The 15,063-nt window shown below is 74.0% G+C and carries 12 protein-coding genes; 4 read left to right on the top strand and 8 right to left on the bottom strand.

The features are described from left to right. Nucleotides 1-16 precede the first annotated feature (16 nt). A complete protein-coding gene (locus tag IPQ09_06760; GenBank protein ID MBL0193916.1) occupies nucleotides 17-1,018 on the bottom strand; it encodes a dipeptidase in 1,002 nt (333 codons plus the stop codon). Nucleotides 1,019-1,120: 102 nt separating this feature from the next. Here IPQ09_06760 and IPQ09_06755 point away from each other — a divergent pair, with 102 nt between their 5' ends. From IPQ09_06755 to IPQ09_06740, 4 genes are read left to right on the top strand one after another with little or no spacing between them, the layout of a single operon-like run. After that, on the top strand, nucleotides 1,121-1,861 hold the full coding sequence (locus tag IPQ09_06755) for a HesA/MoeB/ThiF family protein (protein ID MBL0193915.1): 741 nt from the start codon (nucleotides 1,121-1,123) through the stop codon (nucleotides 1,859-1,861). Beyond that, nucleotides 1,858-2,178, top strand: a complete 321-nt coding sequence (locus tag IPQ09_06750) for a hypothetical protein (protein ID MBL0193914.1) — start codon at nucleotides 1,858-1,860, stop codon at nucleotides 2,176-2,178. The genes IPQ09_06755 and IPQ09_06750 overlap by 4 nt, the downstream gene beginning before the upstream one ends. A 27-nt stretch (nucleotides 2,179-2,205) precedes the next feature. Continuing rightward, complete coding sequence (locus IPQ09_06745) at nucleotides 2,206-3,501, top strand: hypothetical protein (protein ID MBL0193913.1); 1,296 nt, start codon at nucleotides 2,206-2,208, stop codon at nucleotides 3,499-3,501. After that, nucleotides 3,498-5,192 (top strand): hypothetical protein, encoded by a 1,695-nt coding sequence (locus tag IPQ09_06740; GenBank protein MBL0193912.1) that lies wholly within the window; start codon nucleotides 3,498-3,500, stop codon nucleotides 5,190-5,192. Before IPQ09_06745 ends, IPQ09_06740 begins: the two co-directional genes overlap by 4 nt. Before the next feature lie 5 nt (nucleotides 5,193-5,197). On the opposite strand, the gene IPQ09_06735 is transcribed toward IPQ09_06740, so the two are convergent. The 7 genes from IPQ09_06735 to IPQ09_06705 form a co-directional block, all read right to left on the bottom strand. Next, entirely contained in the window at nucleotides 5,198-6,883 is a 1,686-nt protein-coding gene (locus IPQ09_06735) for an SUMF1/EgtB/PvdO family nonheme iron enzyme (GenBank protein MBL0193911.1), read from the bottom strand. Continuing rightward, nucleotides 6,883-8,376, bottom strand: coding sequence for an SUMF1/EgtB/PvdO family nonheme iron enzyme (locus IPQ09_06730; protein MBL0193910.1), 1,494 nt, complete (start codon nucleotides 8,374-8,376; stop codon nucleotides 6,883-6,885). The genes IPQ09_06735 and IPQ09_06730 overlap by 1 nt, the downstream gene beginning before the upstream one ends. After that, the gene (locus IPQ09_06725; GenBank protein MBL0193909.1) at nucleotides 8,355-9,338 is read right to left on the bottom strand and encodes a PEGA domain-containing protein; all 984 of its coding nucleotides are present in this window, start codon (nucleotides 9,336-9,338) and stop codon (nucleotides 8,355-8,357) included. Before IPQ09_06725 ends, IPQ09_06730 begins: the two co-directional genes overlap by 22 nt. A 14-nt stretch (nucleotides 9,339-9,352) precedes the next feature. Then, nucleotides 9,353-10,849: a serine/threonine protein kinase gene (locus IPQ09_06720; protein MBL0193908.1), complete on the bottom strand. Its 1,497-nt coding sequence runs from the start codon at nucleotides 10,847-10,849 to the stop codon at nucleotides 9,353-9,355. Nucleotides 10,850-11,074: 225 nt separating this feature from the next. After that, complete coding sequence (locus IPQ09_06715; GenBank protein ID MBL0193907.1) at nucleotides 11,075-13,948, bottom strand: hypothetical protein; 2,874 nt, start codon at nucleotides 13,946-13,948, stop codon at nucleotides 11,075-11,077. A gap of 1 nt (nucleotide 13,949) precedes the next feature. After that, nucleotides 13,950-14,441, bottom strand: coding sequence for a hypothetical protein (locus tag IPQ09_06710; GenBank protein ID MBL0193906.1), 492 nt, complete (start codon nucleotides 14,439-14,441; stop codon nucleotides 13,950-13,952). A gap of 98 nt (nucleotides 14,442-14,539) precedes the next feature. Further along, nucleotides 14,540-14,896 carry a hypothetical protein gene (locus tag IPQ09_06705; GenBank protein ID MBL0193905.1) on the bottom strand — a complete coding sequence of 119 codons (357 nt, stop codon included), beginning with the start codon at nucleotides 14,894-14,896 and terminating at the stop codon, nucleotides 14,540-14,542. Nucleotides 14,897-15,063: the final 167 nt, after the last annotated feature.

The following is a 15,063-nucleotide window of genomic DNA, read 5'->3' as shown; positions in this document are numbered from 1 at the left end:
CGCGCGCCCGCGTCCGTCAGGCCTCCGCAAGCACGCGCATTACGTTCTCGCGCAACACCTTGCCAACGGCGACGCGCGAGACGCCGGCCGCGAGCAGCGCGTCGGTGAGCAAGGGCAGCCCGCGCGGATCCCGGAGCGGCTGGGTCGGCACGATGAACCCGTCCCAGTCGCTCCCAAGGGCGACCGCGTCTTCGCCGACCACGTCGATGATGTGCTTCATGTGCTTCACCACGGGCTCCAGCCCGTCGCCCCCGAGGAATTTCGGGCAGAAGATCACGCCGACGCAGCCGCCCTTGTCGGCGACCGCTCGCAGCTGCTCGTCGTCGATGTTGCGCCAGTGCTCGAAGGCCCCGAGCACGCCGGTGTGGCTCACGATCGGCGGCCTCCGCGCGAGGCGGCATGCGTCGAGGAAGCCGCGCTTGTTGATGTGCGACAGATCGACGAGCACGCCGTTGTCTTCGCAGCGCTCGACGAGCTCGACGCCGAACTTGGTGAGCCCCTCGTGATCGCGCCGACCGCGCCCATAGGCGGGGAACCCGGCCTCGTTCGAGCTGAAATGGAGCAGCCCGAGGTAACGCACCCCGCGCCGGGCGAACCCGTCGATGCGCGACACGTCGCCCTCGAGCGCGTGGGCCCCCTCGATCCCGAGCAGCGCCGAGACGAGGCCTTCCGCTCGGCACGCCTCGACCTCGCGGGCCTTGCGGACCAAGCGGAGCCTGGAGGGGTTCCGCGCGAGCGCGAGCTCGAGGGCGTCGATCTGCTCGTCGATGACGCGCGCCATCCCCCGCGGTCGCTCGGCGATGGGGAGCGAGACCAGCCCGAAGAACTGCGCGCCCATCCCGCCCTCGACCATCCGCGGCACGTCGACGTGGCCGCCGAGCGCTGCCTTGTAGAGCGGCGGCTCGTGCATCTTGTGCAGGTCGTAGCCCAGCCATCGGCACCACATGAGCGTGTCGGCGTGGAGGTCGATCGCGGGGTGCGCCTCGTGGAGCGCGTGGGCTTCGTCGGAGCCGAGCATCGGGCCGAGGGTACACCGATTCGCTGGCTGTGGTGCCCACGCGTGCGGCGCAGAGCGCGTGGGCTTGCTCCTCGTGGCGGCCCCGGCTACCCATGCGGCGCCATGTCTCTGTCGTCGCTTCGCGTGCTGGTCGTTGGGGTGGGCGGGCTCGGGTGCCCCGCGGCGTGGGCGCTCGCCGAGGCCGGCGTGGGCACCTTGTGGCTCGCCGACGACGACGAGATCGACGTGTCGAACCTGCACCGCCAGATCCTCTTCGGCCCCGCGGACGTGGGCCGCGACAAGGTCGCCACGGCCGTCGCGGCCCTCTCCACGCGGTACCCGGCGCTCTCCGTGCGAGGGCACGCGACGCGGTTTCTGCCCAGCGTCGCCGCTGAGCTCCTCGACGGCGTCGACGTGGTGGTCGAGGGCGCCGACAACTTCGCCACGAAGTTCCTGGTCGCCGACGCGTGCGCCCTCGCGCGCAAGCCCGTCGTCCATGGAGCCGCGCTGCGTTGGCTCGGCACGGCCCTCGCTGTCGGCGCCGTCGGCCGCCCGTGCTACCGCTGCGTGTTCGAGGATCTGCCGCCCGGTCCCGCGCCCAGCTGCGCGGACGCGGGCGTGATGGGGCCCGTGTGTGGGGTCGTGGGGGCGCTCATGGCCGACCTGGCGCTGCGCCTCGTCGCGCCCGACCTGGCGGGCCCGGATGGGGCGGGCAGGCCGGGCTCCGCCGCGGGGACGCTCGTCTCCTTCGACGGAAAGCGCCTCACGCGCCGCACCACCCGCGTCGCGTCGCGCGCCGGGTGCGAGCTCTGCGGTGAGGGCGCGGTGGCGCCGCCGTTGGTCGCCTCCAGGTATGCCTCATGAATTCAAGATCTTACGTGCGTCAGATGACCCTCCCCGAGGTCGGGACCGCGGGGCAAGAGCGGCTGGCCGCCGCCCGGGTGACCGTCCCGGACGACGGCTCGCTCGCGCGCGAGATCGAGGCGCGCTACCTGCGTGGGGCGGGCTGTACGGTCGCGCCGGGCCCGGCCTCCGAGGTGCGTCCTCTCGGCCTCTCGTCCGGCCCGGAGGCCGTCGGTCAGGGGGCCCTCGCCGCGCTCGTAGCCCTCCGCGCGGCGCTTGGGCTGGGGCCGCCCGACGACGCGCTCGACGACACCCGCGGTCCTACGGTGCTACCGTGACCGCGTGAGCCGCCTCCTCTTGCTGCGATGCGACGCGTGAGGAGCGGCCGCCGCCACGCCTCGCGGCTCGCGCGGTTCGCGAGCGTCGCGCTGGTCCCGGTCCTCGGCCTGATGGAGGCCTCGCCGGCCCACGCCGATCTTCAGGGGGATCGCGATCGGGTGGGGGCGGCGTGGCGCCGCGCGGGCGCGCAGCCTCTGTTCCTGGGCTCGCGGTACTTCTTCGACGACGAGTCGGCGTCGTTTCGCCTCCCAGCGCCGCCCCGCGGCGCGTGTGTGCGGGTCGCCGTCATCGGGCCTCGCGGCGCGAGCCTCCGCGCGCGCTTCTCGGACGGCGCCGTCGACGCCGCCCTTCGGGCCGTGAGCCACGCAGGGGCGCTGCAGCTCTCACGCTGCCAGGAGGGCGCCAGTCGCCTCGTCGTCAGCAGCGAGTCGGGCCGCGGCGCAGTGGAGGTCCTCGTCGTGTCCCACGCGCCGACGGTCGCCTTGGCAACGCTCGGCGCGCTGCTGCCGGAGCGTGGCGCGCCGCGCGAGCACCCTCCCGAGCCGCCGCTGCCGATCCACCTCGCCGCTCCCGAGAGCCGGGTGCGCGCAGCCGAGGCGATCGCCCTGGCCGCGGGCGCGACCGATGGCGACCAGCAGCGAGTGCGCGTCGCCGGTCAGGTGAGCCAGCTGCGGCTGCGGCTCCGCCCGGGGTGCACGGCGATCACCGTGGTCGCCACCGCGCTCGGCCGCGCCGAGGCCGAGGCCGTCGACGTGGACGCCGAGGCGCGGGACGATGAGGGCGCGATCGTCGCGCGCGACAAGACGGACGCGCCCGACGCCCGCATCGAGCCCTGCACCACCACCGCGAAGGACATCACCGTGTCGGTGACGGGCGCACCGGAGGGCAGCGAGCTCGCGCTCGTGTCGGCGCGCTTTCCCGTGCGCGACGCGGTGCCCGGAGTGTTCGGCGAAGACGCTCGACTCCGCATGGACAGGGCCCTGCGCAAGCGACGGGCCTCCGTGCAGGGGGCGCCCGTCCTCGTCGCGCAGGGGGTGACCGGCACTACCCGCGTCCCCGTGCCGCTCGACGGACTGAGTTGCTACGTCGCGGTGGGCGCGGTCTCGCACGGCACGCCGCGCGGTCTCGGGATCCATGTGGAGGGCGGCCCACTCGAGGCCGCCGACGAGCGCGGCGCCGGTGACGACGCAGGGGTGGTCGCGTTCTGCGCGAGCCGCGAGCGGGTCGCGCGGCTCTCGGTCGCCGCGCGAGGCTCGCAGGTGCGCTGGGGGCTCGCCGTATTTCGCGTGGCCGCGGGCGCGGGGAAGGCGGCCACGCCGTGAGCGCGGCGAGCAAGGAGTCCGTCGCCGCGTCGGCGCTCGTCGCCGCGCTCGTCGTGGCCAGTGGCTGTCACGCTCCACCGGCCGCGAGCCCTCCGCGCGCGCTTCGGCTCGCGCCTCCGCGGGTCATCGCCGGCGCCCCCGATGTGACGAAGCTGCTCGGAGACGCGGCGGTGCGCGCCACGGACCTCGGCGCGGGCCCCGTCTCCGTCGTGGCGTCGGGCCTCGTCAGCGAGGGCGAGCGCCTCGGCGCGTTCGTCGAGGTGCCCGACGACGCGTGCCTGCTCGTGTACGGCCGCGCCGCCAGCGCCGTGGAAGACATCGACCTCGTCGCGCTCACCGACGACGGCAGCCCGCTCGCGCTCGACGAGAGCCCCGATCCCCGGCCCACGGTCCTCTTGTGTCCGCCACACCCGCGCCGATTCTACGTGGCGCTGCAGGTGGCCCAGGGGGACGGCCTCGCCGTCATCGCGGCGCACACGGTGCCTCGCGCGCTCGCGGGTCGCGTCGGCGTCGGCATGGGAGCCCGCGGGGCCCTGGGGGCCCCCAAGCGCGCGGACGACTGGCCTTACCTGGACGATCTGCTCCGCGACCACAGGCGCGCGCTCGGGGGCGCGTGGGAGGAGACCAAGCGCGTCGCCGTTCCGGTGGACACGCGCGCGCCGGCGTACGTCGCGGTGAGCGGCGGCCCTCGCGAGTGCCTCGACCTGCTGCTCGTCCCGGACGACGACGTGGGCCTCGTCGACGCGGAGCTCTCCGACGAGGAGGGTAGGCAGATCGCGAGGGCGCGCGGCGCGGCGGAGGCGCGCTCGCTCGTCGTCTGCACCGACGCGCCGCTCGCCGGCTCGCTGCGCCTCCGCTCCCACGTCGGCCAGGGGAGCGTGGCCGTCGTGATGTCCCGCGCCTCCTCCGAGTTCGCGAAGGAGGCGAGGACCCGGCCCGAGTTCACGCACCACGGCGTCGCGCTGCCTCTGCCGGACGCGCTCGCCAAGCGCGCGACGGCGCTCGCCCAGGCGGGCTACGCGCCAGCCTCGTCCTCCCGCCGGGGAGAGCTGCCAGCCGCAAGAATATCGAGTGTATTCGAGACGTTGAAGACGGAGTGCGCGCGGGTCGATCTCGTGGTGGGCGCGCCGGTGCGACGCGCCCAGCTCGACGTCTGGACGGCGGGCGCGACGGGCGGCGACCTGCTGGGCGCGGCCGAGGGCCCCGCCGGGGCCGCCGTGTTCGTGTGCCCGGGCGCGAAGTCGCGCGTGCGCTTCGACCTCGAGAGCCGTGGCGCCGGGGGCCCGTTCGCGTTGGAGGTGCGACCGGCGCTCTGGTCTGGCCCCGAGCTGACCGCCGCGCCGCTCGCCGCCTCACGCATGCTCGCGCGGGCCGCGAGTGGCGAGCATCAGCTCATCGAGGGGACCGCGGTCGGGCTCCGCAGGCTCACGCTCGACGCGGTGCACCTCGCCACGCTCACCGAGGACGTCCCCGCGGGCGGTTGCCTGCACGCGTACCTCGGCATCGAGGGGCCCGGGCAGGGGGTCGAGCTGCGGCTCTTCGACGCGGTTGGCGGCGCGGAGCTCGACCGGGCGCATGGCGAGTCGAGCGGCGGCGTGTCTGCGTGCGCGAAGGGCGCGCCGCTCAAGGTGCGCCTCGAGGCCCGGGCCGGGCAGGGCGTCGCGACGGCGATCGTGGGTCTGCGCAGGTAGTCGCGTCAGGGCCTCGGGCCGACGCTCCAGGTGCCCGACGTCCCGTCCCCCGAGGTCCACGTGCCCTCCATGTGCTCGGCGTCGACGACCCGGCCGACGAAGGTCTGGGTGACCTTCGGGGAGAGGTCCGCGCCGTCGAGGCGCACGGCGTCGCCATCGATGACCCCGACGAGCTGAAACGTCCCTTGGTTGCGGTGCGCCCCGAGCGCGGAGACCACGCCGCTGCACCCGACGCCGACGGTGAGCAGGGTGCCTGCGTCTCCACCGCGCGTGGAGCCGGCGTAGAGCCCCGGCTTGAGCTTGCCGCACCGCTCAGCGTTCCCGCGCGCGCAGCGGAACCCGATGAAGGGCTCGTAGGCGTCGAGGCCTTCGGCCGCGCGGCTCGACGCCGCGAGCGTCTTTCCGCTGGCGAGCCAGGAGCCGCCGCGAACCGCGAGCCGGGGGCTCCCTTGGCCGGCGAGGGTGCAGAGCGGATCGCGCCTTGGTCCGGGGGTCGACCAGCACGCCTCGTCCTGGCGGCTGAAGCGGTCGAGGGCCCACTCGCTCACGTTGCCGGCGAGGTCGCGGAGCACGCCGCCCTCGAGCGGCAACGAGTCGCGGCGGCGTGAGGCGGCGCACGCGGCGCCGGCGCACTCGGGCCCGGAGGCCTGGCCGCGCGCGCGGCACGGCGCAACGATGGGCGCGAGGTACCCGTCGCCGCCGCGTCCCCAGACGGCGTCATCGCACGCGGGCGGATCGTCGCCCCAGGGGAATCTGCGTGACACGAGCGCCGACGCGACGTGCTCGAACTGCGCCTCGGTGGGGAGGTCCTTGCCACGCGAGAGGCAGAAGTGTCGGGCCGCGGTCCACAACGTGCAGTTTGCAGGCAATGCCTCTCGTGAGCCCGGCGTCGCGGTGAAGGAGCAGTAATCGGAGCGCGACGCGCCGGTGGTCTTCTGGCTCCATGGGATGAAGCCGATCTCGCTCTTCTCGAACCCGCGCACGTCGCCAACCGTCGCCTCGTCGGCGTCCAGAAAATGGGGCGAGACGACCACGAGCCGCGCGAGGTCGGCGGTGTGCTCCAGGATCGGCGCCCGCTCGCCAGGGCGGCCCATCCAGAACGCGCCACCGGGCACACACACCTCTCCCGTGGGGGCGGGGGAGGAGCAGTCGCGCCTCGCGGCGCCGAGCCACGTGCCGACGCGGGACACCTCGGGGCGACCCGCGGTGAGCGGGGCGGGGGAGACCAGCGTGCCACGCGGCGCGCCGACGTCGTCTGTCGCGAGCTGGACCGTGGCTTCGCCGCCTCCCTCCGCGGGAGCTGCCGGCAGCGCACCGACGACCTCGACCGTGCTGCTGGGCGACGCCGCGCGGCCACCGACGAGGTGCGCCGCGAGGTAGAGGCGGGCGCGAACCCGGTATCCGTCGACCCCGGGCGTCGCAGGCACCTGGATGGACGCGCGGTGGTCGCTGAACAGGCGCCGATCGAGCGCGAACTCGCGGCGACATCCGTCGCAAGGCGAGGTCGCGCCTGGCTCGAAAATCTCCACCTGGAGCCTATCGAAGAGCGGCTGCACTTCGGGCGCCGCCTCGCCCGCCGGAGCCGGCACCGGGGCGTCCGTATCGAAGAAGAGCAGCACGTGACCCGTGGGCGGGAGCGGCTCGCGCGCGCACGCGGCGGCCAGGAGCGCGAAGGAGAGGGCCCGGCGCATCAGGGCCCACCGGGGCCGGAAGGGCGAACGCAACGGAATCCCACGGTCGGGGCGTACTCCTCGATGCCGACAGCCTGCCGCCGCGGGGAGGCGACCGAGGGCGCGTTCGACGCCCAGTTCCCGCCGCGGACCTGCCGCACGGGCCCGGCGTCGGGCGTACAGGTCGGATCGAGCAGGCCCGCGCTCCGCCAGCAGGCGCTCTGGTAGCTGAAGAACGCGTCGCGCACGAGCTCGGAGACCCCGCCGCCGAGGCCGACGACACCGAGCGACGTGACATCTCCCCCCGGAGCGCCCGCGGTGTCGACGGGCGCGGGCCCGGCGCCGCGTTCGGTGCACAAGCTTCGGCCGAGGGTCCCTCCGGTGAGGCGGCCGTGCACCGCGCGCTCGCAGGTCACGGCGTCTCGCCCCCACGGATACACCGTCTTCGCGGCGCGGCCAGCCACCTGGGCGGCATATTCCCACTGCACCTCGGTCGGGAGATCCGCCCCGACGAGTCTGCAGAGCGCACGGGCGACGGGCCATGTCAGGCAGGTCAGCGCGAGCTCCTCGCGGCCGCGCGGGCTCAAGCTCGCGCTGCAGAGCGCCCTGTCGAGCTCGTTCTTGGACGTGCTCGCGATGGGGCCGTCGTTGCCGACGAGCTGCCCCGGCTCACCCGTCGGGTCAGCGTCGAAGAGGGGGCGCCAGCGCCCAACGGTGTACTCGTGACGATCCATGTAAAATGCACTCACTCGAGCGATCCGCTCTGGCACGCCGTCTCCGTCGCCCGCTCCGTACTCGCTGGCGTTGCCGAACACGAACGCACCGCCGGGCACACACACCTCGTGGGCGCGAGGCGCGCCGGCGCAAGGCTCGGCCGCGCCGAAGCTGCCCTGCAGGGAGACGGAGGGCAGCGACATGTCGGGGTCCAGCGCGGACGCCGCGGGCGTGACCCGCGCGTTCTCCGTGTCCACGCACGACGCACCGGTCGCGAGGTCGGCCATGGTCCCAAAGCAGGCCCCGCGGAGGACGGCGCGCGCGCTCCCGACCCGGCCGGGCTGGAGCGAGATGCGCAGGATGCGGTCGATCGTGAGCAGCGGCTGCGGCTCGGAGCGTGGCGTGATGTCCACCCCCGACGCCACGAGGCGCTTGTCGACGGGGGTCGCCTCGGTGGCGCCGCGGGGCGCGAAACGCTCGCCCCGGTAGTCGCGCGTCTTGCCTTCGGGGTACGCGCGGAGGCGTACGATCACGTCGCGGGGGCCGACCTCGTCCGGGGTGAAGACGCTGAAGCTCAGCGGCCAGGCGGAGGGATCCGGCGCGGCGAGGTCTCTCGACTCGAACCACTCGCCCGCGGTCGTGTAGAAATCGACGCGCAGCCGGCCCACGAGGGCGGGCACCGGCGCGTCCGTGTCCACGACGACGAGCGCCTCGCCGAGGGGCGGCGGCGCCTCCTTGCACGACGGGGCCAGCGCGAGCGCCAGCGCGCACGTCCTCATCACCTGACCGGGACGGTCCATCCGAGGCCTCCACCGTTGAGGGCCTGGCGCTCAGGGTCGGGTCGCGTCACGGCGTACGTGGTGACGGCGACGCCCGTCACCACGGCGCCTGTTGCGGCCCAGAACCACCACTGCTTCGTGAGCGGCGTCTTCTCGATCTCGAGCGCCGCGCGCAGATCGAGCTCTTCGCCGGCGCGGACCGTGGCCTCGGTCTCGTAGGCGACGAACCCGTTGGCGCTCACCCGAACTCGGTAGGTCCCCGCGGAGCGGCGCAACGTCAGGGGCACGGGGCCAACGTCGACGTCGTTCACGGTGGCCAGCGCGCCTGGGCGGTTCGCCGAGATGTGCAGGAGCGCGGGCAGCCGGTCGAGCTGGAGCGAGAGCTTGGTCTGCGCTCCGGGCGCGAAGGTCTCGCGCACGACGACGTCTTGGAAGCCCTTTCGCGCCACGGTGAAGACCCGCGTGCCCGGATCGAGCGCCACAGTGAAGCGCTCGCCAGGGGCCTTTGCGGGGACGCCAGGCGGCGCGACCCCCGCGACCCAGCCCGGCCCGTCGGCCACGAGCGGCGCCCCGTCGACGGCGAGCGTCGCGTCGACGGGCGCGAGCGTGATGTCGACGCGGGACAGGAGCCGCTCGATCTCCGCGATGTGGCCCTTGGAGGCGACGACGAGGCTCTCCGGCAGCTCGTCGCCGTGGTCGGAGCTCCAGCGGAGCGCCTCCGTGAACGTGGCCCGCGCCCGCGCGTACTGCCCGGTCGCCCTGAAGCACTGCGCCACGTTGTAGATCGTCGCCGCGTGCGGCCGTAGCTTGAACGAGCGCTCGAACGCGGCGAGCGCGTCCGCCCAGCGCGACTGCTGGCCGAGCACGCTGCCCTTCTCGTACAAGGCGCGCGCCTCGGTGACGTTCGCGTCCTCGGGGTCTGCGGCGCGCGCCGGGGACGTGAGCGCGAGCCCGCAGAGCACCCCGATCCAAACATAGCGCATACGTTGACTCCGATTCAGAAGGGGGGAGGCACGTGGAGGCCGCCGGCGCCTGAGCTCGCGGCTTGCGGAGCGGCCGAGGGCTTCGCGGCCGGCGCTGACGGGTGGGGTGCCGTACCTGCGTGAGGTCCCGCGTGCGTTCCTGCGTGGGACGGGGCCGCCGGCGGGATCGCGGTCCCCACGGCGGACGGTGACGCAGACGCGACGGCGGGCGGCGCAGGGGCCGGGACCGGCGCGCTCGCGGAGGGCCTCGCAACCGGTGCGCTCGCCGCCAGCGGCGCTGAGGGCGGCGCCGAGGCTGCGTGTCGCCACGCGCCCGCGAAGGCGACCCCTCCGGCCGCCACGACCGCGGCCGTGGCCACGAGCGGCCAGGCGGAGCGCCGCGGGGGCGGGGGCACCGTCGCACCGGCGAGCGGCGTCGAGGTGTCGAGCCCGTCGAGCGGTGCCGACCGGACCGAGTCGTCGGGCGGCGGTCTCACCAAGGTCTGCGCCGCGGGCGTCGCTTCGCCGGGGCCGGTGGCGTCGGTCTTGGCACCTGCGGAGCCGGCGTCGGCGGCGTCGGACCCCGTCGTGGCGCTGAGCGGATCGACCGGAGGACCGGGGGGGCCCGACACGTGGGCTACGGTGACGCGCACCGACTCGCGCCCCCCGACGTGGCGCGCGAGCTCGGCCGACAGCGGCGCGAGGTCGCCTAAGCGCTCGCGGCGGTCGGTCTGGATCATCGCCGCGACGAGCGACGTGAGCGCCGGGGGCAGCGCGGGATCGCACTGGGCGAGCGGGACGTACGCTTGGTTCGCGATGGCCTTGAGCAGCTGGCCCATGTTGTCGGCCTCGAACGGGCGCCGCCCGGCGAGGCACTCGTAGAGGACGATCCCGAGGGCCCAGATGTCGGCCCGCGTGTCGACCGCCTCGCCCCAGGCCTGTTCGGGCGCCATGTAATAGGGCGTCCCGAGCACGGCGCCGGTCGCCGTGAGCTTCCCGTCGAGCGGCTTTGGGGTGCCGTCGGTGGACAGCACCTTCGCTATGCCGAAGTCGAGGACCTGCACGAGCTCCGGGGCGTCGCCTCGAGCGCGGGAGAGGAAGATGTTCGCTGGCTTGAGATCGCGGTGCACGATCCCGACGGCGTGCGCGGCGCGCACGGCGCTCACCACCGGGGCGAGCACCTCGCTCGTGCGCCGCAGGGACAGCCTCGGCTCGCGCCCGAGGAGCCCCTCGAGCGACTCGCCCTCGAGCAGATCCATGACCATGAAGAGGGCGCCTTCGAGGGCCAGGACGTCGTGAATCTTCACCACGTTCGGGTGACGCACGGCGCTGGCGGCGCGCGCCTCGAGGAGGAAGCGTTGTGCCCCGCTCTCGTCCGCGCCGCCGTGCCCGCGCGGCTTCAGGTACTTCAGCGCGACCGGCTTCAGCGTGACGAGGTGCAGGGCCTCCCAGACCGCGCCCATGCCGCCCTCACCGAGGAGCTTCACGAGTCGATAGCGGCCCGCAAGGATCTTTCCCTCTTCGAGCTGCATCGCCCCCTTAGAGTACCACGGAAGGGGCCGCGTTCCGCCGCCCGTGCGACGCGTGAAGGGGGCGGGCACGCGTCCACGCGCACCGTCTGGCGTCCGGCGCCGAGCAAGCGTCGCGTTGTCTGCCGGCGCCGAAAAAGGAGCACCCCCGCGGTCCGGTGGGGCCGGTCTCACTCGCGGAACACGTGAACCACCTCTTGAAAGAAATCACGCTTCCGGGCACTAAATTTAGCGGGGGGCGAGCGGATCGTCCACGGTCGGCGGCAGGGACCAGTCTCGTTCGAAGAAGCCCGCGGCACGGACCGACGCCCCGCCGAGGACGAGCTGGCCGCGCGCGCGGGCCACGCCGGTGTCGTACACGACGAAATCCGGGAGTAGATCCGGGAGCGAGAGCGCGCGCAGCGTGCCGAGCGGCGTCGCGCCGAACACGACGGCCACGTAGCGATCGGGGCGCGCTGGGTTCGGATAGACGTAAGCGGCCCCGAGCTCGGCGCCCTCGTAGGTGTTCGCGCCCAGACGGACGCGCTCTCCCTCCAAGGTGAGCGGCATCGAACGCATCGCCTCGAGGGCCGCCACGACCCGGTTCGAGCGAGCCGAGCCGACCAAGAAGAGCGCGCGGTCGTTGGCGAGCGCCTCGCCGCGCTCGAAGAACTCGGCGTCGCTGACGACCGGGTAGCGAGCCGTGATCCCTGCGCGCACCGCGGCGAACGCGCGCGCCACGTGCTCGTTGGCCGCCGCGTCCCTCGGGCTCGCCGTCCCGTAGACGAACAGCAGCGGCTCGTGAAAGACGTCACGCAGCGGCCCTGTCACCGCACCGGCCTTCGGGGGCGGCCAGGCAGGAGCCGGCCCCGGGCCCAAGGCCCAGCCGCTCGCGGTCGCGTGGACGACTCGCGGCGTCCCCGCGGGAAGCGTGAGCTTCGTGCCGTCCACTGTGAGCTGGAGTGGGCCCTCGGCGTCGAAGAGCTCGTCAGCGAGCAGCTCCAGCTCGGCCACGTGGTGGGTCGTGAGCTCCGCGCGCTCGCGGCTCGCGGCGCGGGCCCGCACCTCGGCCCACGCGTCGGACCTCTGGAGCGCGCGCACCTTGACCCACGCGCTCTGCCCCCAGCGTGCCCGCGCGGTGCGGAAGGTGAACGAGCGAGGGTGGAGCGCGGTGCGCATGCTGGTGAGCCACCGGAGCGTGTCGGGGTTCTCGTACGTGGGCTGCCACACGTTGTGCCCGAGCGCAGGGTGCTCGTGCCTCACCGAGAAGCGGAGCTTCTTGTAGCGGTCGATCAAGACCCCGCTGTGCTCTTCCGGCAGGTCTTGCGTGCCGTGCACGATGTAGAGGGGGAGGCCGCGGCCGTTGGGGGCCCACTCGGCGTTCGAGCGCTCCTCGGCCAAGAAGCGCTCCCACGGACGCAGCGCCAACCCGCGCATGTCGCGGCGAACGAAGACGCTGTGGTAGCCGCAGAGCGGCGCCGCTGCGGAGAATGTCCACGGGTGCCGGAGCGGGATCGACGCGGCGCCGATGCCGCCCATCGACGGCCCCGTGATCGCGACGCGCGCGGGGTCGATGGGGTAGCGCGCGAGGGCCCAGCGCACGGCGTCCAATACCGCGACCTCGCCGAGCTCGCGGTACATGCCGTTGCCGTAGCCCGTGGGCGCGAGCACGAAGACGTCGGTGGGCGGCAACGACGGCATGTGCCGGTCTTCCCAGGCGCCGTTTTGGTGCGGGTCGTCCTTCCCGAAGAACCAGCGGAGCATCTGCATGGGGCGGCCGTTCAGCCCGTGCAAGGCGACGACGAGCCCGTACCGTCGTGACCCCTCGGCTCGAAAGCTCGGAGGCACATACACGGCGGCCTCGGAGAGCTCCCCGTCCGCCCGCGCGACGAGCCCCCGTCGGCTCGCGCCGTGGGTCGTCGTCACCGCGTCGCGGCCTGCGAGGAGCTCTGCTGCGATACGCGAGAGCTCCGCCGCCTCGGAGTCCTGGGCCTCGAGGTCGGTGTCGCCCTCCGCGACGAAAGCACGCAGCCGCCGATCGGTGAGGGCGACCGTCGCGCGCGCGTCGTCGAGGGCCGGCGGGGCGGGCGTCGCCAGCGCGCGGGCGGCGAGCCCCACGGCCGCCGCGACCGTGCGGGACGGGGCAACGGTGTATTTTTCTATTGTATCAGCTACTTGCACCGTAAGGTGGGCGCCGTCGCCGAGCTCGTCGAGCGGAAGCGCCGGCAGCTCCACCCGCGTCGTCCCTTGCGGCGAGGCCGCGCCCGCGTCGACGTCGAAGAGGACGTTCGGGCCGCGGGTGAGCCGCGCGTGGATGCGTGGCGTCGCGCCTGCCAAGGCGCCGTCGGGGAGGGCGACGTCGAGCGCCGGCGCGACCTCGACCCCGGCCGCGTCGAGCGATCGGTGGAGCGTGACGCGGGCGCGGGGCGCCACGGGCGGGACAGCAGGCAGCACCACCGCGAGGTCGGGTGAGCGGACGAGGTCCTCCCCGACGAGGCGGGCTCGGACCTGCCACGCGCCGACGGGCAAGTCGCGCTGGTGGAGCTCGAGGCCTATCGCGTGGTCTCCCTCCGGGAGGTCGAGCGCGACCGCGTCGTCGTCCGCGCGCGAGGGGCGGGCCTCCTCACGCGTGAGGAGGGGGCGCCCGTCCAGGGTGATCCGCAGGCCGTCGCTCGCGCCAACGAGGAGCACCGCGCGGCACGCGCGCCGCGCGCGGACGACGAAGCCCGCGTACCCGAGCGCGTGCCCGGGCCTCGGGTGCAACAGCTCTCGAAGGTCGAAGACGCCGCCACTCCCGGTCGCCACGACCGTGCGTGCGCTGCAGCGGGCGCCCACGCACGCGCCGCCGAGCGCCATCGGGGCCGTTGGGGGCATCCCCTCGGGGCGGTCTCCGAGCGCGAGCGCCTGTCCGCGGCCGCCGGGGATTCCCCGCGCATAGGGGCCCGCCACGACGAGCACCGAGACGCGCCCGTCCGCGGGGAGCTCGAGCGTGAGATCGCCGCGAGGCGGCCCGGTGGCCCGGGCGTCGGCCGCCACGGCCACGGCGAACAGGCACGCGCCCGCGGCGCGCCGAGCGAGCGTGCTCCAGAGACCCGGCGCCTCCCCCTCCTCGCGCCGGCTCACCTCATTCGAGGCCCTGAGCGAGCGTCTTCGGCTCGGCCTGGAACAAGATCTCGACCTTTCGGGAGTCGAGGATGCGGGTAACGATTCCGTCGCCGAACTTGGTGTGGCGCACGAGGTCGCCCTCCGCGAAGATCTCGCCCACGCCGTAGGGGCGGAACTCGGCGGGCGTTTTACCGCTCACCGACTTCTCCCACAGCTTCACGCGACCGAGGCGCTCTTCCTCGGCGCGCACCGCCGCCGCGCGGACGCCGCCCACGGGCCGCGAGGCGCTGCTCTTCGAGGCCGTCCGCGTGACCGTAGACGGCGCCTTGGCGGCCTTGGGGGCCTTCTCGCCCGGGGCGCGTGGCCGGTAGTTGTGGTGCGACCCGCAGGTCGAGCACTCCACCCGCACCGGCAGGTTGCCGACCATCGCGATGATCCGGTGGTTCAACAAGATCTTGCACTTGGTGCAGAAGCTGTCGATCTCACCACCCGTATTGAGGGACTTTGTCATTCTTGGGCGCGCAGACTAGCACGGTCTGGCGCTCCCACCCCTCTTCAACGGCATGCCACGCGGAAATGTTGAAGCGCTTGGGGGTCAAGCCGCGCGGATCAAGCCGCGCGGAGGATGCGCTCCACGCCCCGGGCGGTCGTGGCGAGGCTCTCCTCGGTCGCGCTCCCTCGCGTGCAGAGGAACACGGCGCCGCCGGCGAGCGGGCGCACGTCGAGGGCCTCTCGGCAGGCGAGCATGCGGTCGGTGACGGGCGCGGCCCCCTCGGCGAGGAGCGGCGCGTAGGCGGCGAGCTCCTCGCAGACGGCCCACGAGCCGGCTCCCGCGACCACGATCCCCGAGTCGTCGGCGAGCACCACGGCGTCGAGGCCGTCTCGCGAGCGGGCCTGGGCGAGCTGGTAGTGGAGGGCGACCAACGGGTCGTGGCTGCGCTGCTTGCGGCGGTCCGGCGTATTCATGATGGTTCGAAGTTTCCCCGGGCCAGGATCCAAGGCCAAGTATTCGGTCGCGTGGTGGGCGTTGAAACGCGACGCTGGGCGTGCGAAATGCGAGGGGCCGAGCGAGCGCGCGAGGCCGTCACAGTACGTGAGACACCGTGACGCACGGGGAACCGCAGTGAGGACCG

This window comes from Myxococcales bacterium, assembly GCA_016720545.1.
Lineage (GTDB): Bacteria > Myxococcota_A > Polyangia > Polyangiales > Polyangiaceae > JAAFHV01.
The sequence above is the reverse complement of the archived record's forward strand: the minus strand, read 5'-3'. Positions and strand labels throughout refer to the sequence as shown.